This is a genomic window from Bradyrhizobium sp. AZCC 2262, from assembly GCF_036924535.1.
In the GTDB taxonomy this organism is placed as follows: domain Bacteria; phylum Pseudomonadota; class Alphaproteobacteria; order Rhizobiales; family Xanthobacteraceae; genus Bradyrhizobium.
Genome location: NZ_JAZHRT010000001.1, coordinates 5,559,131 through 5,579,455 on the forward strand (window position 1 = coordinate 5,559,131; position 20,325 = coordinate 5,579,455).

Genomic DNA, 20,325 nt, shown 5'->3' on the forward strand with positions numbered 1-20,325 from the left:
CAATGCGAGGCGTTTCACGCCGGCGCGATCCATATTACATTGGCATAATGGATTTGATCCCCGAACCCGCGCCTAATGTCAGGCAATTGCTGGCCTTTTATCTGGAGGCCGGGGTCGATTGCGCGTTGACGGAGGAGCCGGTCGATCGGCTGAGCGAGCCCGACGCCCCTGCCGCCCCCGTCACGGTCCGCGAGACTGCGCCACCCCAACAGTTGCGGGAAACGCCCGCCGCGACGCCGGCAGTTCCGCGCAGCGAAACAGCGCCCCCACCGGAAGCGGCCATCGCGATCGCGCGCGAGGCGGCGCGAACGGCGCCGACGCTGGAAGTGCTGCGTGCGCTCCTGGAAAATTTCGAGGGCTGTGCGCTGAAAAACACCGCGACGCGGCTGGTGTTTGCCGACGGCAATCCGCAAGCCCGCATCATGTTCGTCGGCGAAGCGCCCGGGCGCGACGAGGACATCGAGGGCCTGCCCTTTGTCGGACGTTCCGGCAAACTGCTCGACCGGATGATCGCGGCGATCGGGCTCGACCGCAGCAAGGCCTACATCGCCAATGTCATTCCCTGGCGGCCTCCCGGCAACCGCACGCCAACGCCGCAGGAGACGCAAATCTGTCTGCCGTTCATCCAGCGGCAGATCGAACTCGTGAACCCGGATGTGCTGGTGACGCTCGGCAATCCCTCGACGCAAACGCTGCTGTCGACCCGCGAGGGCATCATGAGAACGCGCGGAAAATGGTTCGACTACGACACCGGCACCCGCACCATCCGCGCCATGGCGACGTTCCACCCGGCGTATCTGCTGCGGTCGCCGTCCTACAAGCGGATGTCGTGGCAGGATCTGCGCGCGATTGCGAAGGCGCTGGAGCAGACACCTTCGTAGGGTGAACCAAGGCGCACTTTGGAACCACCAGCGGAGCGAGAGACTACTGCGCCTTCGGCCGCACGATGGCCCAGCCGACGCGCAACAGCGGCTGGCGGCCGTTCACCATCCATTCGAAGGCGCGCGGCACTTCCGGCACGAGGCCCGGAAAGCGTTGCGCGATCTCGGGAGGGGGCGTGCCTGAGGTATCGGAGGCGCGCCAGACCACGACGCCGCCGGTCTGGTTGAATTTCGCGACCGACAGCCATGGCGTTCGTTCCGGCGTGGCGTCGAGCAACAGATGCGGACGCCCGGCGCTCATCGCGATGAAACTCGCCAGTTGCGGATCGCCGGCGACCGCACGCAGGCGCTGGTTGGTTCGCCGTTCGAAATTGTCGCCGAAGAATGCGGCAATTGCTTTCGCGGGCAGCGAGGTCGGCACTTCGGCAGCACCGGTCCACGGCACAAAAAATGTGGTCGCAATCACCACGAGGGCGGGAGCGGCGAGCGCAGCAGCCCACACGGTGCGCAGCACGCGCTGACGCCGCAGGTAGAGCAGATCGCCGGTCGCCACGATCACGGCAAGCCCGGACATCAGCAAGGCAACGCCTGCGCCGCCCACGACATGGTCGAAATTGAACAGCCCGGCCAGGAAACTTCCGAGCAGCGCCGGGGCGACGGCGAAGAAATAGACGAAGTCGCGCGCCAGCGGATCGACCGGCGGGCGGTAGATGATCGGCGCTTCGCCGGCGTTGCGGGCGAGCCAGCCGGAATTGAGGATCACCAGCAGCACGACGGCGGACATCGCAAGCACGAGGCCGACGAGCAGCCAGCCCCATTGCAGAGTGCGCGCGCCGAGATCGGAGATCGCAGGCCATGGCGGCATGGCGAATGCGTCGGCGCGAAGCAGCCAGATCAGATAGGGCAACACCAGGACGGCGATCACCAGCAGCGCATAGAGCGGATCCAGCGACATCAGGACTCGCCGCCCCCGCGGGGTGGCAACGGCAAATGCGGCGAGCAGCAGCAGTATCCCGGGCGCGGCCGATGTCGTCAGCAGCAACAGCCCGGCCTCGATCGACCAGGCGAACCACGCATTGCGCCGGTTCTGGCCGATCAACTGCCAGGAATGCAGCAACAGCAGCGCCCACAGCGGGCGCGCCAGCACCAGCGGGCCGAATTCGACGCCGGGCGAACTGAATGCCACCACCGTCAACGAGAGCAGGACCGCGAGCACCGCCTGCTGCCCGCCGACGATCGCGCGGGCCAGCTGATAATAGATCCAGAACGTGACGACAGCGCAGGCTTGCGCCAGCAGGTAGACACCGAACATGTTGTTGCCGGCGGCGCGGAAGGCGATGTCGGCGAGCCAGAACGCCAGCGGCGGACCGAGCCAGGTACCGACCTGGTATTCCCGGCCGAACGCCAGCACGGTCGCGAGGTCGCCGGGCGGGCTGCGGTAGAGCAGCATCGGCAGGAACAGCCAAAGGCCGGCCTGGACCAGCACCACGATCCATACCACCAGCCGCGGCCGGGCGCGGATCAGTTCGACAACGAGCGAGGTGAAACGCATGAAACGTCCGAATGCACGGGCCGAGCCGCTCTGTCCCCAAGACGTTTGATAGTGCGCACGCGCCGCCGAGGCAACCGGCCTCAGATCGTCGCTGAAATCTCGGAAGTAATCTCTCCTTCGACGGTGAAGAGATCGGGTTCGACCGTCTCTTCGACGGTCTCGGGATAGTGTTTCAGCCGCGCGGCAATAACCGGCGCGAAAAATCGGCGGTGGTGGATGCTCGGGCCTAACCGGTCCAGCGCCTCGCGATGTTCCGGCACGGCATAGCCCTTGTGGCTTTCAAAACCGTAGCCCGGGCAATCCAGCGCCAATGCGCTCATCAGGCGGTCGCGCGTTACCTTGGCGATGATCGAGGCGGCTGCAATCGACATCACGATGCCGTCGCCGCCGATCACCGCGTCGCAGTCGCAAGGGGCATCGATCTTGTCGCGGCCGTCGACAAACACATGTCTCGGCATCTCGGGCAGTGCCCGAACCGCGCGCGCCAGCGCCCAGAGCGAGGCGCGCAAGATATTGTCGCGATCGATCCGGGCCGGAGAGGCAAAGGCGACCGCAAAGGACGAGGTCGCGCAGATCTCCTCGAACAGTTCCTCGCGGCGATCGGCGGTCAGCCGCTTGGAATCGTCGATACCCTTCGGGATTCGCTTGGGATCGAGCACGACGGCAGCCGCCACCACCGGACCCGCCAGCGGACCGCGCCCGGCCTCGTCGCAGCCGGCCACCGGCCAGACGCCGCGCTTGATCAGCGTTCGCTCGCGGCGAAAGCTCGGCGGCGCGACCGCGATGACGCCCTTGGGCGGCCCGGCCTGTTCCTTGCCGGCTTCCTTGTCGATCTTTTTGGCAGACCTGTCTCGAATCATGGCCGGGATCGTGCGTAAGCGCGCGCCCGGGCGCAACCGGGAACACGGCACAATTCCCGTTATTCAGCGCGCTGCCGCCGCCACTCTCCGGCCTCAATCACGTAAACGCTCCGGCTTCCGCGCTTGGGGTCGGCAATCGTCGCCCGATAACGCATTCCGAGCTTCTCGAGCGCGTGAATGGACGGTGCATTTCGCGGATCGACCATCCCGAGCAATCTGCCGCATTTGAGTTGCTCGAACCCAAAGGCGAGCTGCGCCTCGCCGATTTCGGTTGCGATCCCCCTGCCCCATGCCGGGCGCGCAAGGACAAACCCGATCTCAAAATCGTCGGCTCCCAGCGCGCCACAGGAGGCCAAGCCGGCAAAGCCGATAATTTCGCCCGCGGGCTTTTCAGTCAGAACCGCAAACCCCGTGAGGCTGTCGCCGAAAGTGAAGAATCTCCGGATGAAATCTTCGGCGGCGTCCCCGGCCATCGGCGCACCGGAAAATGCAAAGCGCATTACTTCGCCGTCGCCGAAGATCAGATTCTGCAGAACAGATATGTCCTCTTCGACCGCAGTGCGCAGAATCAGGCGCGGCGTCGTCAAGATGACGAGCGGCTGCTTTTCCGATAGCGGCGCGGGCTTCTGGTCCATCGAGCCGCAATACGGCAATTCGCCGGCAGAGAGAAGCGGCGCTGTGGTAACACCGCCTGGATTAATCCGGCAGGTGAACCCGCCGGTCGTCGCCGACCTCGATGCCGGGCGCAACCACGACTTCCCAGGGGTGGTCGTCGGGATCGCCGAAATAGCCGGAATAACCGCCGTAATCGGTCTTGTGCGCGGGCTTCAACAGCGACGCGCCGCAGGAAATGGCGAAATCCAGCACGGCGTCGACCTCCTCGACGGAGCCGCAATTCCAGGCGAGCGTCGATCCGCGAAAGGTTTTCGGCCGCGGCTGGTCCGGCAGCGTGGCGTCGCGGGCGAGTTGATCCCACGGAAAAAGCCCGATCACCGTGCCGCCGGTGTCGAAGAAGGCGACCGCCTCGCCGGTTGCCCGAAACTTTCGCGCAAAGCCGAGCGCTTCGTAAAACGCGATACTGGCGTGCATGTCGCTGACGCCGAGCGTGATGACCGTGAACCGCGGGGTGGGCTTGCTACTCATGCTACTCTTCCTCTCCGTCTTTCCCTGCGTGGCGAGATGGATTGCTTGGCTTCGCTCGCAATGACGATCAGAACAAACTCAGTTGCTGTCCGCTGCGCTTCGGCTTGAGGAAATGATCGGTGGTGAGTTTCGAGCGGCGCTTGTTGAGGCCGAGCTTTTCGCAGGCGATCTCGAACCGCCGCCCGATCATCCAGGCCATCGGGCCGGTGCCCTTCATCCGCGTCCCCCATTGCGAGTCGTAGTCGCGCCCGCCGCGCATGTCGCGGATCAGGGTGAAGACGTGACGGTAACGGTCGGGATAATTCGCCATCAGCCATTCGCGAAACAGGTCACGCACTTCCAGCGGCAGCCGCAGCAGCACGTAGCTTGCTTCCTTGACGCCGGCATGGGCCGCGGCATCGAGAATGCGTTCGATCTCGGAATCGTTCAGCGCCGGGATGACCGGTGCGACCATCACGGTCGCGGGAATGCCAGCCTCCGACAATTGCCGCAGCGCCTCCAGCCGCTTCGGCGGCGTCGAGGCGCGCGGCTCCATGGTGCGCGCGAGCTTGGGATCGAGCGTGGTCACGGAAATGGCGACCTTGGCCAGATTGCGTTTCGCCATCCGCTGCAGAATATCGATGTCGCGCGTCACCAGCGCCGATTTGGTGACGATGCCGACCGGATGCCCGGCCCGATCCAGCACTTCGAGAATGCCGCGCATGATCTTGTGTTCGCGCTCGATCGGCTGATAGGGATCGGTGTTGGTGCCGATCGCGATCATGCGCGGCTCGTAACCCGAGGCGGCCAGTTCCTTTTCGAGCAGTTCCGGCGCGTCCGGCTTGACCAGCAACTTGGATTCGAAATCGAGCCCGGGCGACAGTCCGAGAAACGCATGCGTCGGCCGCGCGAAGCAGTAGACACAGCCATGCTCACAGCCGCGATAGGGATTGATCGAACGGTCGAAGCCGATATCGGGCGAGTCGTTGCGGGTGATGACCTTGCGCGAGGTATCGAGCGATACCGTCGTCTTGAACGGCGGCAGGTCGTCCAGGCTCTGCCAGCCATCGTCGAAGGCGACCCGCGCCTCGGCCTCGAACCGGCCGCTATCGTTGGACTGCGCGCCGCGCCCGCGCCGTCGCTTGCGTTCGATGGCGACCGCGAGCTCGGCAAAAGGTGTCGCACCCGCCGGCTCGGAGGGCGCCGTGACCGGCGGGTGCTTGAGGGCATGAGAGGATGCTCGGCTCATGAAGCGAACATAGCATGTCAAAAGAACAAATCAAGAACATCATCGACAACAATTCGCAATGAGACGCGCACGTGGAAAAGACAGCGGCTTCAGATGCCGCAAAAAACTGCACGCAAGCCGGCTGCTTTGATTGTGACAAGGTGATAACAGTGCAGCGTTTTTCCTCGTTTGAGCCACCGAAGCCTCATCCATGTTGAGCGTGATCATTCCAACCGAAGGGGTCGAGCAGCCCGCCGTCGCTACGCTGGCGGCGCTGGTGCCGGGAGCCGCAGCCGGCGTCATCCGCGAGGTGCTGTTGGTCGACAGGGCCGGCAACGGCGTGATCGAACGGGTGGCCGACGTCGCCGGCTGCAGTTTTCTCAGGTTTGAAGGAACGCGCGCCGCGGCGCTGGCCGCCGGTGCGCGGGCGGCGCGCTCGCCATGGCTGATGTTCCTGCACGCCGGTGCGGTGCTCGACAACGGCTGGATCGAAGAGACCACGCAGTTCATCCAGAACGTATCAAGCAGCGACCGGCCCCGCGCCGGGGTGTTTCGCTATGCCCGCTCGCCCTATACCGACACGCGGCTGCGCGATGGCTTCAAATTCGTCGTCCGCCTGATTGCCGGCCCGTCGGCGGAACAGGGGCTGCTGATTGCGCGCGATCATTATGAGCGGCTTGGCGGCTACCGGCCGGATTCCCGCCGTTCCGAGACCCGGCTGCTACGCCAGCTCGGCCGCGCCTCGCGCACCCAGCTGCGCAGCCGGATCATGGTCGTCGCCTAGGGCGGCCCAGACATAAAATATCGAAAACAACCCCATGCAAAGTAGAGCGGGACCGGGCGGGGCCTCGCCGGATGCTGCGGTCAGAATATACTTGCCAAAGGCAACTATATATTTGACAATGGCAAGCATCGAGGAAGTTCCATGTCCCAACTGAATTCCGAACAGGAAGTCGCGGCGGTTCGCGCCTTCAACCGCTTCTACACCCGCAAGCTCGGCGTGCTGGACCAGCAGCTGCTGAAGAGCCCCTACTCGCTGAGCGAGGCGCGGGTGCTGTACGAACTCGCCCACCGCCAGGATCTCTCGGCCAAGGAGATCGGAGCCGAACTGGGCCTCGACGCCGGCTATCTCAGCCGGATCGTGCAGAATTTCGATGAAGCCGGGTTGATCACCCGCGAACCGCTGCCGTCCGACCGCCGGCAATACCGGCTCGCTTTGACCGCCAAGGGCCGTCAGGCGTTCGCAAAACTCGAGCGGAGCACAAAGGACGACGTCGCGGCGATGCTTGGCTCGCTGCCGAACGGCGGCAGGGAACGCCTGATCGGGGCAATGGCCGACATCGAGCGACTGCTCGGCGATAGCAGTGCCGCACCACGGCCGGCGACACTGCGCGAGCCGCGTCCCGGCGACATGGGATGGGTGGTGCAAAGCCACGGCGCGCTCTATGCGCGCGAATACGGATGGGATTCCTCGTTCGAGGGGCTCGTCGCCGAAATCGCAGCCAAATTCCTCAGCTCGTTCGACGCGTCGCGGGAACGTTGCTGGATCGCGGACATCGAGGGGGCACAGGTCGGCTCGATATTTCTGGTGCGGCACACCGACGATATCGCCAAGCTGCGGCTCTTGCTGGTCGATCCGGCCGGGCGTGGCCAGGGGCTGGGCCATCGCCTGGTCACCGAATGCATCGCGTTCGCGAAGGCCTGCGGTTATCGGCGGATCACGCTCTGGACCCAGAGCATCCTCGTCGCCGCCCGCAAAATCTATCAGGAAGCCGGGTTCAAGCTGGTCGCCACCGAGCCGCACCGCAGCTTTGGCCAGGACTTGGTCGGCGAAACCTGGGAACTCGAACTATGAAGCCCGTGCGTCGCGACAACTCGCGGCGCGTGACGCCTGATATCCTCGACTTCCATATCAAGCGCGCGCATCAGTTGCGCGTCGAAGCCTGGCGCAACATGTGGCGCGGGCTATGGAGGCTGCTGGTCAGGCAGAGGCGCCTTTGGCTTTAGGCCGTCGCAGGTGCTCGTCGAGCCGCGGCATGATCTCGACGAAATTGCAGGGACGCGTGCGATAATCAAGTTGAGCGGCAAGGATGCCGTCCCACGCGTCGCGGCAGGCGCCCGGCGATCCCGGCAGGCAGAAGATGAAGGTCGCCCCCGCTACTCCGGCAGTGGCGCGGCTCTGCACCGTCGAAGTGCCGATCTTGGCGTGGCTCAGCATGTGGAAGGCGATGGAAAAACCATCCATCCGCTTCTCGAACAGCGGCTCGATCGCTTCCGGCGTCACGTCGCGGCCGGTGAAACCGGTGCCGCCGGTGGTGATGATCGCATCGACGCCCTCGTCGGCGATCCATCGCTTGATGATGGCGCGGATCGCATCGACGTCGTCGACGATGATCTCGCGCGCGGCAAGAAGATGACCGGCCGCCGTCAGCCGCTCCGCCAGCGTGGCGCCGGATTTGTCATCGGCCAGCGAGCGGGTATCCGAGACCGTCAGCACCGCGATGTTGAGCGGCACGAATTGTTTTGACTCATCGATCGACATTCCCACCTCTCATCCGTCATTCCGGACAGACCGCGTGGCGGGCTGATCCGGAATCTCGAGATTCCGGGTTCGATGCTGCGCATCGCCCCGGAATGACGTCATTCGGCTACAACGCGCCTTGGGCAAACGTGTTGCAGGCCTGCACCGTGCCCTGCTGATAGCCCGTCATGAACCATTGCTTGCGCTGCGCCGCCGAGCCGTGGGTGAAGCTATCGGGCACCACCCTGCCCGTCGACTGCCGCTGCAGCGTGTCGTCGCCGATCGCGGTCGCCGTCCTCAGTGCCGCATCGATATCGCCGGGCTCGATGAAGCCGGGACGCTTCTTCTCTTCGCGGTTGACCCAGACGCCCGATAGACAATCCGCCTGCAGCTCGACCTTGACCTGCAGCGCGTTGGCCTCCGCCTTGCTGCCGGCCTGCTGTTGCAACCGCTGCACGCGCGGCAGAATGCCGAGCAGGTTCTGGATGTGATGCCCCGCTTCATGCGCGATGATATAGGCGGTTGTGAACTTGCACGCACTGCCCGAGCAACCGCGGAAGCGCGTCTCGACTTCGCGGAAGAAACTGGTGTCGAGGAATATCTGTTTGTCCGGCGGGCAGTAGAACGGTCCCATCGCCGACTGCGCCATGCCGCAGCGCCCGCCATTGGTGGCGTTGCGAAACAGCACGATGCGCGGTCCCGTGTAATTCTGTCCGCTGGACTGGAAGATCTCGCTCCAGCGGTCGTCGATCTCGCCGAGAATGCCAGCGATCATGCTGCCGACTTCATCCTTTGGCGCGCCGGTCTTGGCCGGCCCCGACCGGCGATCGGTCTGGTAGGTCGGCGCCTGGTTGCCTCCGGTCAGAATTTCCGCGCCGCCGATCAGGATGCGCGGATCGATGCCGAAGGCATAGCCGACGAGGCCGAGCACAATGATGGTGCCGATGCCAAGCCCGCCACCGCCCATCGGCAGGCCAAAACCGCCGCCGCCACCCATTCCGCCGCCGCCGTCGTCGCGACGGTCATCGATATCGTCGCTGCGGCGGAAATCATCGTAACGCATGGCGGTGTTTCCTCATCCCCGGCTGTTTGCCCGAATACCCAACGCAGCAATCACGTAAAATTTCCATTCCATTAATCAATAACCTGCCCGGCAAAAATTGCCTAGGGCGCCGTCCCTCGCAATTTCTCCCGGCAATCTCTTCTCAGCAACTTTACCGATTAAGTCGATTTTTACTTTGCCGGGTCAATGTACCGCCAGTCGGTTGTTTAGTCCCGCGTCGCCGACAGCGTCGCCTGAGTCAGAGTAGTTGAGTCATGGTAGTGTCGCGTCGCGGGGCGTCTGCAAGGGCGCCCCGCACTAAATTCGAGTCTGACTCCAGCGCTCGTATCGTCGTCGGCGATTGCGTCGCCGAGATGTCGAAGCTCCCGGCCGGTTCGGTCGATCTGGTGTTCGCAGATCCCCCGTATAACCTGCAGCTGAAGGGCGATCTCAAGCGCCCCGACGAATCCCATGTCGATGCCGTCAACAACGACTGGGACAAGTTTTCATCCTTCGCCGCTTACGACGATTTCACCCGCGCCTGGCTGCTCGCCTGCCGCCGGATCATGAAACCGTCGGCGACTTTGTGGGTGATCGGCTCCTATCACAACATTTTCCGCGTCGGCTCGATCATGCAGGACCTCGGCTTCTGGGTCCTCAACGACATCGTCTGGCGCAAGACCAATCCGATGCCGAATTTCCGCGGCCGCCGCTTCACCAATGCCCATGAAACCATGATCTGGGCGGCGCGCGACGAAAAAGCCAAGGGCTATACCTTCAACTATGAAGCCCTGAAGGCCGCCAACGAGGACGTGCAGGCGCGTTCCGACTGGTTGATTCCGCTCTGCACCGGCGACGAGCGCCTCAAGGGCGCCGACGGCAAGAAAGTGCATCCAACCCAGAAGCCCGAGGGCCTTTTGGCGCGCGTGCTGCTGTCGTCGTCGAAGCCCGGCGATCTCGTGATCGATCCCTTCAACGGCACCGGCACGACGGGCGCCGTGGCAAAACGTCTCGGCCGCCGTTACATCGGCTTCGAGCGCGACAAGACCTATGCGACTGCGGCCGAAGCGCGCATCGCGGCCGTCGAACCGCTGCCCGAGGCGACGCTGGCGCCGTTCATGACTGCGCGCGACGCGCCGCGCGTGGCGTTCTCCGAACTGATCGAGCGCGGCATGATTCCGCCCGGCACCAAGCTGGTCGACTCCAAGAAGCGCCACGGCGCGCTGGTTCGCGCCGACGGCGCCATCATGCTCGGCGACAAGGTCGGCTCGATCCACCGCATCGGGGCGGTGGCGCAGGGCACCGGCGCCTGCAACGGCTGGACCTTCTGGCATGTCGAGACCAAGAACGGCCTGAGGCTGATCGACGAACTGCGCGCCGAAATCCGCTCCGGGATGGCGGCGGGCTGAGCCCTCGTTTCACGTCGACATAAGACCTTCAGGCACAGCCCATGGCCGCGCCAAAGCACCGCAGCGTGCGCATGGCACGCCGGGCCCGCAATGGCGCGAAATGCGGCTTTGCCTATACCCCGCGCAGCCGGCGCAATCCGGCGGCATGGCAGCCGTGCCAAGTACGCGGGTGGCGATGCACCTTTTCGCTCCTATTTAAAAGGATACGTGCTAACTTTCGTTTGCCCACAAGAGATTGCTCCCATGCGCACGCGAGGCTCTGAATCGTTCATCGTGCTGCCGCTGCTGCCGATCTTCCTGATCGGCTTGTTTCCAATACTGCTGTTGAGTTTGATGGGCCCCGCCGGACTGATCATCCTCGGCATCCTGGTTGCCAGCGCGGGCTTGACCGACATTCTCGACGCCAGCGGCACCTTCAGTGAGCAGATCATCGTGCACGGCTATGCGCGAGGATCGGAGCGCACGGGGCAACGAACGGCGCTGCGTTCGGAAATGCGCTTCGCATCCGTCATGATCGCAGCCGGTGCGGGCCTTGCGGTCGTCGGCATCGGCGGTCTGGCGCTGTCGTAGAGAGCGAGCTTCGCTCGTCTCGAGAGCGCGAGCTCCGTTCGTCTCGGGAGCACCGGCCCAAGCCCGGTCACAAACTCGTCGCTTGCGCACCACGCAAAAATTTGAGCATGGACATGACGCAAGGCGGCAATGCCGCCGCGTGCCGCAACAAGTTGTCCTGACAAGAAGCAATGGGGGAAATTCCAAATGCTCAAATTCTATTTCAACGGATCGCCCAACCCGACCAAGGTCGCCCTCTTCCTCGAGGAAGCCGGCCTCGCCTACCAGCCGGTCGCCGTCGACACCCGCAAGGGCGACCAGTTCAAACCGGAATACCTCGCCATCAATCCGAACGCCAAGGTGCCCGCGATCGACGACGACGGCGTCAAGGTGTTCGACAGCAACGCCATCCTGCTCTACCTCGCCGAAAAGACTGGCAAGTTTCTCCTTGCCAACACGCCGGCCAACCGCGGCGAATTGCTGTCCTGGCTGATGTTCGCTGCGACAGGCGTAGGTCCGTATTCCGGCCAGGCCGTCCACTTCAAGCATTTTGCGCCGGAAAAAATCGACTACGCGCATAACCGCTACCAGTTCGAGGCGCAGCGGCATTTTGGCATTCTCAACGACCACCTCGCCGGCCGCCGCTATATGGTCGGCGATACCTATACCATCGTCGACATGGACGTGTGGGGCTGGGCCCGCATGCTCCCCTTCGTTCTCGGCGAGGAGGCGGTCGCAAAGTATCCCAACGTCAAGCGGCTGGTCGATGAGATCATGGCACGGCCTGCCGCGGCCAAGGCGATCGCGCTGAAGGATAACTTCAAGTTCAAGGCCGAGATGGACGACGAGGCCCGCGGCAACATGTTCAAGCATATGTCGGTGAAGGCGGCCTGAGCGCGGCCGACACCGAAAACTTGTAGGGTGGGCAAAGGCGCACTTGCGCCGTGCCCACCTTTTTCTTTTCGAATGTGGCTTGAGGAATGGCGGGCACGCTTCGCTTTGCCCACCCTACAAGCTCAGCCTCGCAACGACTCAATGACTCAAATCGCGACAGCGAGCTTTTGCTCCGCGGGGAACGGACCGAGCACACGCTCCACCAGCGCGGAATCGCAGTATTCCTTGATCTCCTTGATCTTGCCGTTCTCGATCCGCCAGACCATGCAGTACTGATTGTCGTAGCGCTCCCCGGACTTGGTGACATTGTCCCCGCGGGCTTCGACGACGACGTAGTCGCCTTCCGCGATAAAATTGAACGCCAGCGTGCGCGGCCGCCCGGCGAAGAACGATCGGAAATGCCCCATCAGGCCGTTGTTGATGGCCTCGCGGCCCTTGAACTCATGCGACCAGGAATACTGGCCGGTGACGATCCAGATCGCGTCCTCAGCAAGGTTGTCGACGAACGTGGTCCCGCTCCGGTTCGCTGAGTCGGTGTAGACCTGTTGCACCAGCTTCTTGTTGGCGGCTGAACTCATCATTGTCTCCGTTCTTGCATGAGGGGCGAGAGCCCCCGAGGGGGTGATGGACATCAGGCCGCCGGAAATGGCTGGCTGACATCGGGTTCGGGCGGCAGGCGCAGGCCGTTGGCGAGATAGCCGACCGTCCGGTAGTAGCCGGCGAGCAGCAGCAGTTCGAGGATCGCTTCATCCCCGAACGCCGCCCGCAATTCCGACCACAGTTCGTCGCTGATGTCGCAGGTGTCGTGCAGTTCGTCAGCGAGGCGGATCAGCACCGCATCGTTGGCCTCCCAGCAGGCGCTGTCGGCGTCGCCATGCACCGTGGCGCTGACCTGCGCTGCGGTTAGCCCCGCCTCGCCGGCAAAGTAGTGCACGCGCATGCCCCACTCATATTCGCAGCCGCAGCGCGCGGTCACGCGATGCAGCAGGACCTCGCGCTGCCGGATGCTGAGCTTTGTTCCGGGAAGATAGCTCGGCGCGCCGCGAATGAAGCGCTCGAACAGTTCGGGATGGCGCGCGAGCGTGGTGAACAGGCGAAAGGGAGGCATCCAGGATCGCGGCATGCGATCGAAGGCGGCCTGAACTTTGTCGGGATAAGGCGGTGTGGCCGGCTCCAGTCGTGCGGTCATGCAGGCGGGTCTCGCTATTTCGGATGCCCGCCATCCTCGGCCGTCGTCGTTCATTCTTCCAATTGATAGTCAGCATAGTATATATTCGCCGCATGAATTTGAATTCGCTTGACCTCAATTTGCTGGTGGCGCTCGACGCCTTGCTCAGGGAAGCCAATGTCAGCCGCGCCGCGATGCGGATCGGGCTGTCGCAGCCAGCCGCGAGCCATGCGCTGCAGCGGCTGCGCGACCTGATCGGCGACCCGCTGCTGGTGCGGAACGGCGCGCGCATGGAGCTGACGCCGCGGGCACAGGCGCTGCGCGCACCGCTGGCGCAGGCGCTCGATCAGGTGCGATCCCTGTTCATCGCCGATGAGTTCGACGCCGCGCGGAGTGAGCGCCAGTTTCGCCTGATGATGCCGGACCTCGCGGTCGAGCTCCTGATGCCGCCCCTGATGGAGAAGATCACGAAGCTGGCGCCGAACGTGCGGATCGACGTGGTGCCGTGGCGGGGACCGGCGATCTTCACGGCGGAGTTCGCCCGCACCATCGATCTGGTGATCTCGATCGGCAACGCCTTTACCGGATTTCACCGGCAACGGCTTTACACCGACAGCGACGCGCTCGCGGTGCGGCGGGGTCACCCCATCGGCGCGCGGCTGAAGCGGATCGAAACCTTTCTCGACGCGCGCCACGTCGCGGTCGCGATCCGTGGCCAGAGTGAGGACCTGATAGACATCTGGTTACGCCCCAAGGGCATCGAGCGGCGGATCGCGCTGGTCGTGCCCGGCTATATCGAGGCGCTGCACGTGGCCGCGCGCACCGATCTCGTCGCGTTCGTGCCGCGGCGGCTGATCGGTGCGCTGTCGAAGCAATTGTCGCTGACAACGATCGCGCCACCGCTCGATCCCGGGATCGACGAGCAGTTCATGTTCTATCCAACCCGCGCCCAGATGGACCCCGGCTCGATCTGGCTGCGCAACATCATGCTCGGCATCGGCCGCGAGATGGAGCGGGGGAAAAAAGTTGCGTAGGGTGGGCAAAGGCGCCCTTGCGCCGTGCCCACCATCTCTCCATCAGGCGTGAACTTGAATGGTGGGCACGCTTCGCTTTGCCCACCCTCATATGAGGGCTTTTGAGTCAAGCATCCCGACCGGGGCTTGGATGTGATTTTTTGCATTCGGTGGAGCGGCGGCGCGCGGAGCCATGCGTAGCGCAGCGTGCCGCCGCGGTCGGTGCGCTCAGGAACTGGCTTCCGGCGATTTATGCAGCATCTCACTGCATCACCTCATATCCGGTCGGGCGTTTTGCAGCCCGGTACCCACATTCCGCATGCATGCGGCGAGGAAGCCATGAGGATGAGACCCATCTACGAAGCGGCCTGTTGATTTGGCCCAAGGGTGGCACGGTCATCATCCATTCCGCGCTGACCGCGGCCGACGCCGCGACGCTGACGCGTTGCTTGAAACGTTTACGCCTTCGCGGCCTTGAGCACGGCTCCTTCGGGAACCATGCCGGTTGTGAGGTAGCGCCAGAGCGCCACCATCAGCTTGCGCGCCAAGGCCACGATGGCGATGCGCTTGTTGCGCTTGCTGGCATTGTTGTGGGTGCGGCTGCGGAACCATCGGGTGAGCGCACTCTCCGGCTGATGCCGCAGCCACAGCCAGGCCAGTTCGATCGCGGCGCAGCGGGCGCGTGGATTGCCCGCCTTGCTGATGCCCTGGTCGCGGTCGGTCCCGCCGCTCTGCCATGGACTGGGCGTCAGCCCGAAATAGCTCGCGACCTCACGCCGATTACGAAAGTCCTTGTAGAACACCTCGCTGGTCAGCGTCGTCGCGAACGCCGGACCGAGGCATTTGAGCCGGAGCAACAGTTCGCTGCGCTCGGTCATCTGCGCCGCCGCAGGTGCCGGATCCGCTTGAGCCGACGCCTGTGCGAGTTCCTCGAGCCGTTCGCGCACCAGCATCAGCCGTGCGTGCTCGTGCCTGATCTCCGCCAGCATCCGTGGCGGCACCGCCTGGCCCTGCCAATCCCGCTGCGCCGAAAGCCAGCTCAGCCAGTCACGCCGGCGCGGGTTCCCCACCGCCATGCCCAACAATCGCAGCAGCGCCTTGATCCGGGTGGTGTGCGCGGTTTGCTCCTTGATCAGCCGGCCGCGTTCACGGCTGGTGCGGCGGGCGTCCTCTTGCTCCGGCGCAGGTGCCCGCACGATCCGCACCACCTGCGGCTCACCGCGCAGATACGCCATCAGCGTCCGTAGCATCTTCTCGCCATCGATCCGGTCGGTCTTCACCCGCCGTGCCCGCTGATCCACCGCTATGCTCGCAGGGTCAAACACGTAGTTCGTGATCCCGGCAGCCAGCAGAAGCCGATGCAGCCAGAACCCGTCGTAGCCCGCTTCGTAGCAGCTCACCACCGCCGGAACGGCTCCCAGCGCCCGGGCCGCCCGCTCCCGAACCTGACCGATCAGCGCCAGCAGCGCAGCATGATCGCCGCCCTCCAGCTTGTGACGCGACATCTTGCCTTTGTCCGGACTGTGCAGCGTTACCAGCCAGCTCTTCTGGCTCAGTTCAATCGCAACGAAAATCGTGCCACAATGCCCGGCGGTGGGCGTGTCTACGGTCGATGCTTGCATCTGGCTCTCCGATGGTTCGAGTGTGGAAACCCAAACCTACCGGAAAGGGCACGCTCACCGCCCCATGGAATCTACACGTTCAGGCTTTCACCTCGGCCATCACCTTCTGCACTGCCGGCCGCTCCGACATCCGCTTGCGGTGAGCCGCCACCTTCGGCAGCGTCGCAAGATCGACGCCGTCGCCCTCCAACCAGCCGGAGATCGTAAACAGATAGGGATCGCAGACCGTGTACTGCTCGCCCATCACCCACGGTCCCTTCAGCATATCGCGCTCGATCAGCGCGAACGCCGCGGCCATGGTTTCCGGCACCTTGCGCTTCATGTCGGCAAACGAGGATTCCTCGACCGCCCAGCGATAGCCGCGCCCCTTGTGCGCATGATTGACGTGCACCGTCGCGCAGAGATAGCTGTTGAAGGACTGCGCCTGCGCGAAGGCGAACGGGTCGTCCGGCACCAGCTTCGCCTGCGGAAAGCTTTGCGCAATATAGGCGAGGATCGCCGGCGTTTCGGTCAAGGTGCCGCGGTCCGTCACCAGCGCCGGCACCCGCCCCTTCGGATTGATCGCAAGATATTGCGGGGTGGTCTGCTGGCCGTTCTTGAAATCGAGCCGCTCTGCCGTGTAGGAGGCGCCGGCCTCTTCCAAAGCGATATGCGAAGCCAGCGCGCAGGTGCCGGGGGCGGTATAGAGCTTGAACATGGTGATCCTCTCGGTGGGAGAGCTGATGTTAACGGCCCGGCGTTCCGCCGTCCACCCGAGCGGGCTACAGCAGCGACGCCGGGCTTTTCGCGGTTGCCCACGGCCGCACTGCCATGTCATGACCATGTAAATTCAGGTTATCGCGGGGCGTACCGGGGGGCTTATCATGACTGTTCTCATCGCGGGCGGCGGCGTCGGCGGGCTGACGCTGGCACTCAGCCTGCACCAGATCGGCGTTCCCGCCAAAATATTCGAGAGCGTCTCCGAGCTGAAACCGCTCGGCGTCGGCGTCAACGTGCTGCCGCATGCGGTGCGCGAATTGATCGAGCTCGGCCTGCACGACAAGCTCGATGCGCTCGCTGTGCGCACCAAGGAGCTCGCGTATTTCTCCAAGCACGGCAAGCCGATCTGGAGCGAGCCGCGCGGCATCGAGGCCGGTTACAAATGGCCGCAATTTTCGATCCATCGCGGCACGCTGCAGCAGATCCTGCTCGATGCCGCGACCGAGCGGCTGGGAAGGGAGAACATTCTCACCAGCCATCATCTTTCCGGCTGGACCGAGACGGAAAGCGGCGTGCGTGCCGAGTTCATCGACAAGGCGACCGGCAAATCGCAAGGCGCTCACGAGGGCGCGCTGCTGATCGCAGCCGACGGCATTCATTCGGCGGTCCGCGAAAAACTCTATCCCGGCGAAGGCCCACCGATCTGGAACGGGCGCATCCTGTGGCGCGGCATCACCGACAGCGATGCCTTCCTGTCCGGCCGCACCATGATCATGGCCGGCCACGAGATTTTGAAATTCGTCTGCTATCCGATTTCCAAACAGGCCGACGGCGCGGGCAAGTTCAGGATCAACTGGGTGGCCGAACGGCACATGCCGCCGACCTATCAATGGCGGCGCGAGGACTATAACCGCACCGCAAAACTCGAAGAGTTCCTGCCCTGGTTCAAGGACTGGAAATTCGACTGGCTCGACGTGCCCGGCCTGATCGAGAACTGCCCGCACGCCTATGAATACCCCCTCGTCGATCGCGATCCCGTTGCACAATGGACGTTCGGCCGGGTCACGCTGATGGGTGATGCTGCGCATCCGATGTACCCGATCGGCTCCAACGGCGCGTCGCAGGCGATTTTGGACGCGCGCGTCATCACCCGCGAGATCCTCGCGAAGGGCACAACCAACGCCGCGTTATCAGCGTATGAAGCCGAGCGCCGCACGGCGACATCAGATCTCGTGATGCTCAACCGCCGCAACGGTCCCGAGCAGGTGATGCAAATGGTCGAGGAGCGCGCACCCAACGGCTACAATGTCGTCACCGACGTACTCTCGCTGCAGGAGCTGGAAGACATCGCCACCAACTACAAGCGCGTCGCCGGTTTCCAGGTCGAGGGCCTCAACGCCAAGCCGCCGATCGTCCAGCTCACGCGGGAAGCGCCGCGGGCTGCGAGCTAGCGGGCGGCACGATCGCCTTCGCGGTCTCGACCAGCCGCGCGCTGGTCGTGGCGGTAGCCAACACCGTGCCATCCTCCGCCATCAGCCGCCCCTCCACGAAGGCGACGGTCTTGCCGAGCTGGGTGACTTTGGCCTCGCCCGCAATCGGCCCCGGCTTGGCCGGCGCCAGGAAATTCACGGTCATCGTGATAGTTGCCGTGTAGAGCTTTCCGTCCGTCATGACGAACACGGCCGGGCCCATGGTGTCATCGAGCATCGCCGAGAGAATGCCGCCTTGCACGAAACCGGCCGGGTTGCAGAAATCCCGCTTGCCGTCGAAGCCGATCCGGATCCAGCCCTCCTGCGGCCGCGCGTCGAGTAGGTGCCAGCCGAGCAATCTGGAAGACGGCGGGGCGGCGAAATTATCGAGGGCGGTTGCGATCATGGGGACCTCCGTGAGGCTCCCTCCTAACGCAGGCCTGCTGCCAGCATGGTGTCAGCAGAGTGCGCGCGTATTGCCGGTTCAGAGGCCGAGCCCGTGGGCAATCGCCTTGCGCATCACATTGGGCAGCGCCTCGTCGGCCAGCGTCGCGATCGGCACCCAGCGCATGCCCTCCGGCGCCCACGAGCGCGCAGCCAGTTTTGCAGTATAGACCACAAGCTCCAGCGGAAAATGCGTGAAGACGTGGGTAACGACGCCCGCCTTGCGGTGCCAGTGCACTCCCCCCTTGAGCGCAGGCGCCTGCTTCAGCGCCGCCTTGTCGTCCTGTCCGGCCAGCCAGTCCGAGCCTGGCACTTCTGTCATGCCGCCGAGCAGGCCTTTTTCCGCCCGCGTGCGAACCAGGAGTTCATCGCCGCGCGTGACGATGAAGGCGGCGCCGCGGCGCAGCGTGCCCGCCTTCTTCGGCGCCTTGCGCGGAAACGTCTCCTGATCGCCGCGTGCGCGCGCCACGCAATCCTCGTTCAGCGGGCATAGCGCGCAGGCCGGCTTCTTCGGCGTGCAGATCGAGGAGCCCAGATCCATCAGCGCCTGTGCGCTATCACCGGCGCGGGAGGGGCCGAGCAACGTCGATGCCAATTCCTGTATGCGCGGCTTCGCCTGCGGTAGCGGGTCTTCCACAGCGTAAAGCCGCGACACCACGCGTTCGATATTGCCGTCGACCGGCATGGTTCTGATGTCGAATGCAATCGCGCCGATCGCCGCCGCCGTATATGGGCCGATCCCCGGTAATTTGAGCAGGCCTTGCTCGGTATCGGGAAACACCCCGCCATGGTCGCGCAGCACCGCAACTGCGCAGGCATGCAGATTACGCGCACGCGAATAGTAGCCGAGCCCGGCCCACATCCGCAGCACGTCGTCCTGCGAGGCGCGGCCGAGCGAAGCGACATCCGGCCAGCGCGCCAGAAACTTCTCGAAATACGGCCCGACCGTTTTGACGCCGGTCTGCTGCAGCATGATTTCGGACAGCCAGACCCGATACGGATCGGGCCGCTCGCCGGCTACGGCCCGCCACGGCAAACGGCGGCGATGCCGATCGTACCAGTCGAGCAGCAGCATGGGACGGGAGGCGCTGCTCTCGGTCAATTCAGTTCGTCGTTTGGTTTTGGCGGCTGCAGAAGACGTCATCCGTGCATTCTAGTGTCGGAACACAAATCTCTCCACGTCATGCCCGGGCTTGTCCCGGGCATCCACGTCTTTCTTCTTCGCGGCTGTCCAAGACGTGGATGGCCGGGCATAGTGAGCGGCAGCGACGCCGTCCTTCGGACGGCTATGCCCGGCCATGACGGTGAAGATGGCGCCTGCGACGAGCATGATGCTATAGAGTCCCATGGCAAAACCCGGCCCGATCTCGGCAAAACCGCTTTCCGTCCTGCTCAGCGACGTGTTTTCGGACGCCTACGCCAAGCAGGGTTTTGCCGCGCGCGAACTGGTGACGCGCTGGGCTGACATTGCGGGGCCCGAAATCGCTGCCCATTCCGAGCCGCTGAAGATGCAATGGCAACGGCCGGTGGAGGGGCAACCGCAGGAACCGGCCACGCTGATATTGCGGGTCGAGGGCCCTGCGGCGCTTGAAATCCAGCATTCGTCCGACGTGATCCTGCAGCGGGTCAACCGCTTCTTTGGCTGGAGCGCGGTTGGCCGGCTGGCGCTGCGGCAGGCGCCGCTGTCGCGCCGGAAGGGCGCCGCGCGCAGCCGCGCGCCGGACCCGAAATCGGTGGCAAAGGTCGCCGAAACCCTGTCGGCAGTCGAGGACGAGGAACTGCGCGCCGCGCTGGCGCGGCTCGGCGCCGCGATCAAGCGAAATTGAGCCTTTTGCGCAGCACGCCCGGCGCA

General features: G+C 64.3%; 22 protein-coding genes. 9 read left to right on the forward strand and 13 right to left on the reverse strand.

From position 1 onward, the window contains the following. The first annotated feature begins 53 nt into the window (after window positions 1-53). Window positions 54-881: a uracil-DNA glycosylase gene (locus V1283_RS26090; RefSeq protein WP_334393174.1), complete on the forward strand. Its 828-nt coding sequence runs from the start codon at window positions 54-56 to the stop codon at window positions 879-881. A gap of 43 nt (window positions 882-924) precedes the next feature. Here V1283_RS26090 and V1283_RS26095 read toward each other — a convergent pair whose 3' ends face one another. The 5 genes from V1283_RS26095 to V1283_RS26115 form a co-directional block, all read right to left on the reverse strand. Next, window positions 925-2,433 (reverse strand): glycosyltransferase family 39 protein, encoded by a 1,509-nt coding sequence (locus V1283_RS26095; RefSeq protein WP_334389404.1) that lies wholly within the window; start codon window positions 2,431-2,433, stop codon window positions 925-927. Between the two features lie 80 nt (window positions 2,434-2,513). Then, on the reverse strand, window positions 2,514-3,293 hold the full coding sequence (locus tag V1283_RS26100; protein ID WP_334389405.1) for a ribonuclease HII: 780 nt from the start codon (window positions 3,291-3,293) through the stop codon (window positions 2,514-2,516). A gap of 59 nt (window positions 3,294-3,352) precedes the next feature. Continuing rightward, entirely contained in the window at window positions 3,353-3,928 is a 576-nt protein-coding gene (locus tag V1283_RS26105) for a GNAT family N-acetyltransferase (RefSeq protein WP_334389408.1), read from the reverse strand. Between the two features lie 61 nt (window positions 3,929-3,989). Next, a complete protein-coding gene (locus V1283_RS26110; protein WP_334389409.1) occupies window positions 3,990-4,436 on the reverse strand; it encodes a VOC family protein in 447 nt (148 codons plus the stop codon). Window positions 4,437-4,503: 67 nt separating this feature from the next. After that, on the reverse strand, window positions 4,504-5,664 hold the full coding sequence (locus V1283_RS26115) for a PA0069 family radical SAM protein (RefSeq protein ID WP_334389410.1): 1,161 nt from the start codon (window positions 5,662-5,664) through the stop codon (window positions 4,504-4,506). Between the two features lie 190 nt (window positions 5,665-5,854). Between V1283_RS26115 and V1283_RS26120 the strand changes: the two genes are divergently transcribed. Both V1283_RS26120 and V1283_RS26125 read left to right on the forward strand, forming a co-directional pair. Next, window positions 5,855-6,427: a glycosyl transferase gene (locus V1283_RS26120; RefSeq protein ID WP_334389412.1), complete on the forward strand. Its 573-nt coding sequence runs from the start codon at window positions 5,855-5,857 to the stop codon at window positions 6,425-6,427. 141 nt (window positions 6,428-6,568) lie between these two features. Further along, the gene (locus tag V1283_RS26125; protein WP_334389413.1) at window positions 6,569-7,498 is read left to right on the forward strand and encodes a bifunctional helix-turn-helix transcriptional regulator/GNAT family N-acetyltransferase; all 930 of its coding nucleotides are present in this window, start codon (window positions 6,569-6,571) and stop codon (window positions 7,496-7,498) included. 126 nt (window positions 7,499-7,624) lie between these two features. Here V1283_RS26125 and moaB read toward each other — a convergent pair whose 3' ends face one another. Both moaB and ypfJ read right to left on the reverse strand, forming a co-directional pair. Continuing rightward, on the reverse strand, window positions 7,625-8,185 hold the full coding sequence (moaB, locus tag V1283_RS26130) for a molybdenum cofactor biosynthesis protein B (protein WP_334389415.1): 561 nt from the start codon (window positions 8,183-8,185) through the stop codon (window positions 7,625-7,627). Window positions 8,186-8,291: 106 nt separating this feature from the next. Continuing rightward, window positions 8,292-9,227: a KPN_02809 family neutral zinc metallopeptidase gene (gene ypfJ / locus V1283_RS26135; protein ID WP_334389416.1), complete on the reverse strand. Its 936-nt coding sequence runs from the start codon at window positions 9,225-9,227 to the stop codon at window positions 8,292-8,294. Window positions 9,228-9,481: 254 nt separating this feature from the next. On the opposite strand from ypfJ, the gene V1283_RS26140 reads away from it, so the two are divergent. The 3 genes from V1283_RS26140 (at window position 9,482) to V1283_RS26150 (ending at window position 12,058) form a co-directional block, all read left to right on the forward strand. Beyond that, window positions 9,482-10,615: a site-specific DNA-methyltransferase gene (locus tag V1283_RS26140; RefSeq protein ID WP_334389417.1), complete on the forward strand. Its 1,134-nt coding sequence runs from the start codon at window positions 9,482-9,484 to the stop codon at window positions 10,613-10,615. Window positions 10,616-10,858: 243 nt separating this feature from the next. Next, window positions 10,859-11,185 carry a hypothetical protein gene (locus tag V1283_RS26145; protein ID WP_334389418.1) on the forward strand — a complete coding sequence of 109 codons (327 nt, stop codon included), beginning with the start codon at window positions 10,859-10,861 and terminating at the stop codon, window positions 11,183-11,185. Window positions 11,186-11,371: 186 nt separating this feature from the next. Next, entirely contained in the window at window positions 11,372-12,058 is a 687-nt protein-coding gene (locus V1283_RS26150) for a glutathione S-transferase family protein (RefSeq protein WP_334389419.1), read from the forward strand. Window positions 12,059-12,204: 146 nt separating this feature from the next. Here V1283_RS26150 and V1283_RS26155 read toward each other — a convergent pair whose 3' ends face one another. Both V1283_RS26155 and V1283_RS26160 read right to left on the reverse strand, forming a co-directional pair. Further along, window positions 12,205-12,636 (reverse strand): nuclear transport factor 2 family protein, encoded by a 432-nt coding sequence (locus V1283_RS26155; protein ID WP_334389421.1) that lies wholly within the window; start codon window positions 12,634-12,636, stop codon window positions 12,205-12,207. Between the two features lie 53 nt (window positions 12,637-12,689). Next, on the reverse strand, window positions 12,690-13,247 hold the full coding sequence (locus tag V1283_RS26160) for a carboxymuconolactone decarboxylase family protein (protein WP_334389422.1): 558 nt from the start codon (window positions 13,245-13,247) through the stop codon (window positions 12,690-12,692). Between the two features lie 92 nt (window positions 13,248-13,339). Here V1283_RS26160 and V1283_RS26165 point away from each other — a divergent pair, with 92 nt between their 5' ends. Beyond that, entirely contained in the window at window positions 13,340-14,260 is a 921-nt protein-coding gene (locus tag V1283_RS26165) for a LysR family transcriptional regulator (RefSeq protein ID WP_334389423.1), read from the forward strand. Between the two features lie 437 nt (window positions 14,261-14,697). On the opposite strand, the gene V1283_RS26170 is transcribed toward V1283_RS26165, so the two are convergent. Next, window positions 14,698-15,861, reverse strand: coding sequence for an IS110 family transposase (locus V1283_RS26170; RefSeq protein ID WP_334385105.1), 1,164 nt, complete (start codon window positions 15,859-15,861; stop codon window positions 14,698-14,700). A 79-nt stretch (window positions 15,862-15,940) separates the two neighbouring features. After that, window positions 15,941-16,558 (reverse strand): glutathione S-transferase family protein, encoded by a 618-nt coding sequence (locus V1283_RS26175; RefSeq protein WP_334389424.1) that lies wholly within the window; start codon window positions 16,556-16,558, stop codon window positions 15,941-15,943. 166 nt (window positions 16,559-16,724) lie between these two features. Here V1283_RS26175 and V1283_RS26180 point away from each other — a divergent pair, with 166 nt between their 5' ends. Then, a complete protein-coding gene (locus V1283_RS26180) occupies window positions 16,725-18,011 on the forward strand; it encodes a flavin-dependent oxidoreductase (RefSeq protein ID WP_334389425.1) in 1,287 nt (428 codons plus the stop codon). On the opposite strand, the gene V1283_RS26185 is transcribed toward V1283_RS26180, so the two are convergent. Together V1283_RS26185 and mutY are read right to left on the reverse strand one after the other, a co-directional pair. Next, on the reverse strand, window positions 17,980-18,435 hold the full coding sequence (locus V1283_RS26185; RefSeq protein WP_334389426.1) for a PaaI family thioesterase: 456 nt from the start codon (window positions 18,433-18,435) through the stop codon (window positions 17,980-17,982). The two genes, V1283_RS26180 and V1283_RS26185, sit on opposite strands and share 32 nt — an antisense overlap. A gap of 78 nt (window positions 18,436-18,513) precedes the next feature. Further along, window positions 18,514-19,617: an A/G-specific adenine glycosylase gene (gene mutY / locus V1283_RS26190; RefSeq protein ID WP_334389427.1), complete on the reverse strand. Its 1,104-nt coding sequence runs from the start codon at window positions 19,615-19,617 to the stop codon at window positions 18,514-18,516. Between the two features lie 202 nt (window positions 19,618-19,819). Here mutY and V1283_RS26195 point away from each other — a divergent pair, with 202 nt between their 5' ends. Further along, window positions 19,820-20,299 (forward strand): DUF721 domain-containing protein, encoded by a 480-nt coding sequence (locus V1283_RS26195; RefSeq protein ID WP_334389428.1) that lies wholly within the window; start codon window positions 19,820-19,822, stop codon window positions 20,297-20,299. The last annotated feature ends 26 nt before the right edge of the window (window positions 20,300-20,325 follow it).

Coding starts and splice junctions, on each gene's coding strand:
- V1283_RS26095 (WP_334389404.1), bottom strand. CDS start 2,433: ATGCGTTTCACCTCGCTCGTTGTCGAACTGATCCGCGCCCGGCCGCGG.
- V1283_RS26100 (WP_334389405.1), bottom strand. CDS start 3,293: ATGATTCGAGACAGGTCTGCCAAAAAGATCGACAAGGAAGCCGGCAAG.
- V1283_RS26105 (WP_334389408.1), bottom strand. CDS start 3,928: ATGGACCAGAAGCCCGCGCCGCTATCGGAAAAGCAGCCGCTCGTCATC.
- V1283_RS26110 (WP_334389409.1), bottom strand. CDS start 4,436: ATGAGTAGCAAGCCCACCCCGCGGTTCACGGTCATCACGCTCGGCGTC.
- V1283_RS26115 (WP_334389410.1), bottom strand. CDS start 5,664: ATGAGCCGAGCATCCTCTCATGCCCTCAAGCACCCGCCGGTCACGGCG.
- V1283_RS26120 (WP_334389412.1), top strand. CDS start 5,855: ATGTTGAGCGTGATCATTCCAACCGAAGGGGTCGAGCAGCCCGCCGTC.
- V1283_RS26125 (WP_334389413.1), top strand. CDS start 6,569: ATGTCCCAACTGAATTCCGAACAGGAAGTCGCGGCGGTTCGCGCCTTC.
- moaB (WP_334389415.1), bottom strand. CDS start 8,185: ATGTCGATCGATGAGTCAAAACAATTCGTGCCGCTCAACATCGCGGTG.
- ypfJ (WP_334389416.1), bottom strand. CDS start 9,227: ATGCGTTACGATGATTTCCGCCGCAGCGACGATATCGATGACCGTCGC.
- V1283_RS26140 (WP_334389417.1), top strand. CDS start 9,482: ATGGTAGTGTCGCGTCGCGGGGCGTCTGCAAGGGCGCCCCGCACTAAA.
- V1283_RS26145 (WP_334389418.1), top strand. CDS start 10,859: ATGCGCACGCGAGGCTCTGAATCGTTCATCGTGCTGCCGCTGCTGCCG.
- V1283_RS26150 (WP_334389419.1), top strand. CDS start 11,372: ATGCTCAAATTCTATTTCAACGGATCGCCCAACCCGACCAAGGTCGCC.
- V1283_RS26155 (WP_334389421.1), bottom strand. CDS start 12,636: ATGAGTTCAGCCGCCAACAAGAAGCTGGTGCAACAGGTCTACACCGAC.
- V1283_RS26160 (WP_334389422.1), bottom strand. CDS start 13,247: ATGACCGCACGACTGGAGCCGGCCACACCGCCTTATCCCGACAAAGTT.
- V1283_RS26165 (WP_334389423.1), top strand. CDS start 13,340: ATGAATTTGAATTCGCTTGACCTCAATTTGCTGGTGGCGCTCGACGCC.
- V1283_RS26170 (WP_334385105.1), bottom strand. CDS start 15,861: ATGCAAGCATCGACCGTAGACACGCCCACCGCCGGGCATTGTGGCACG.
- V1283_RS26175 (WP_334389424.1), bottom strand. CDS start 16,558: ATGTTCAAGCTCTATACCGCCCCCGGCACCTGCGCGCTGGCTTCGCAT.
- V1283_RS26180 (WP_334389425.1), top strand. CDS start 16,725: ATGACTGTTCTCATCGCGGGCGGCGGCGTCGGCGGGCTGACGCTGGCA.
- V1283_RS26185 (WP_334389426.1), bottom strand. CDS start 18,435: ATGATCGCAACCGCCCTCGATAATTTCGCCGCCCCGCCGTCTTCCAGA.
- mutY (WP_334389427.1), bottom strand. CDS start 19,617: ATGACGTCTTCTGCAGCCGCCAAAACCAAACGACGAACTGAATTGACC.
- V1283_RS26195 (WP_334389428.1), top strand. CDS start 19,820: ATGGCAAAACCCGGCCCGATCTCGGCAAAACCGCTTTCCGTCCTGCTC.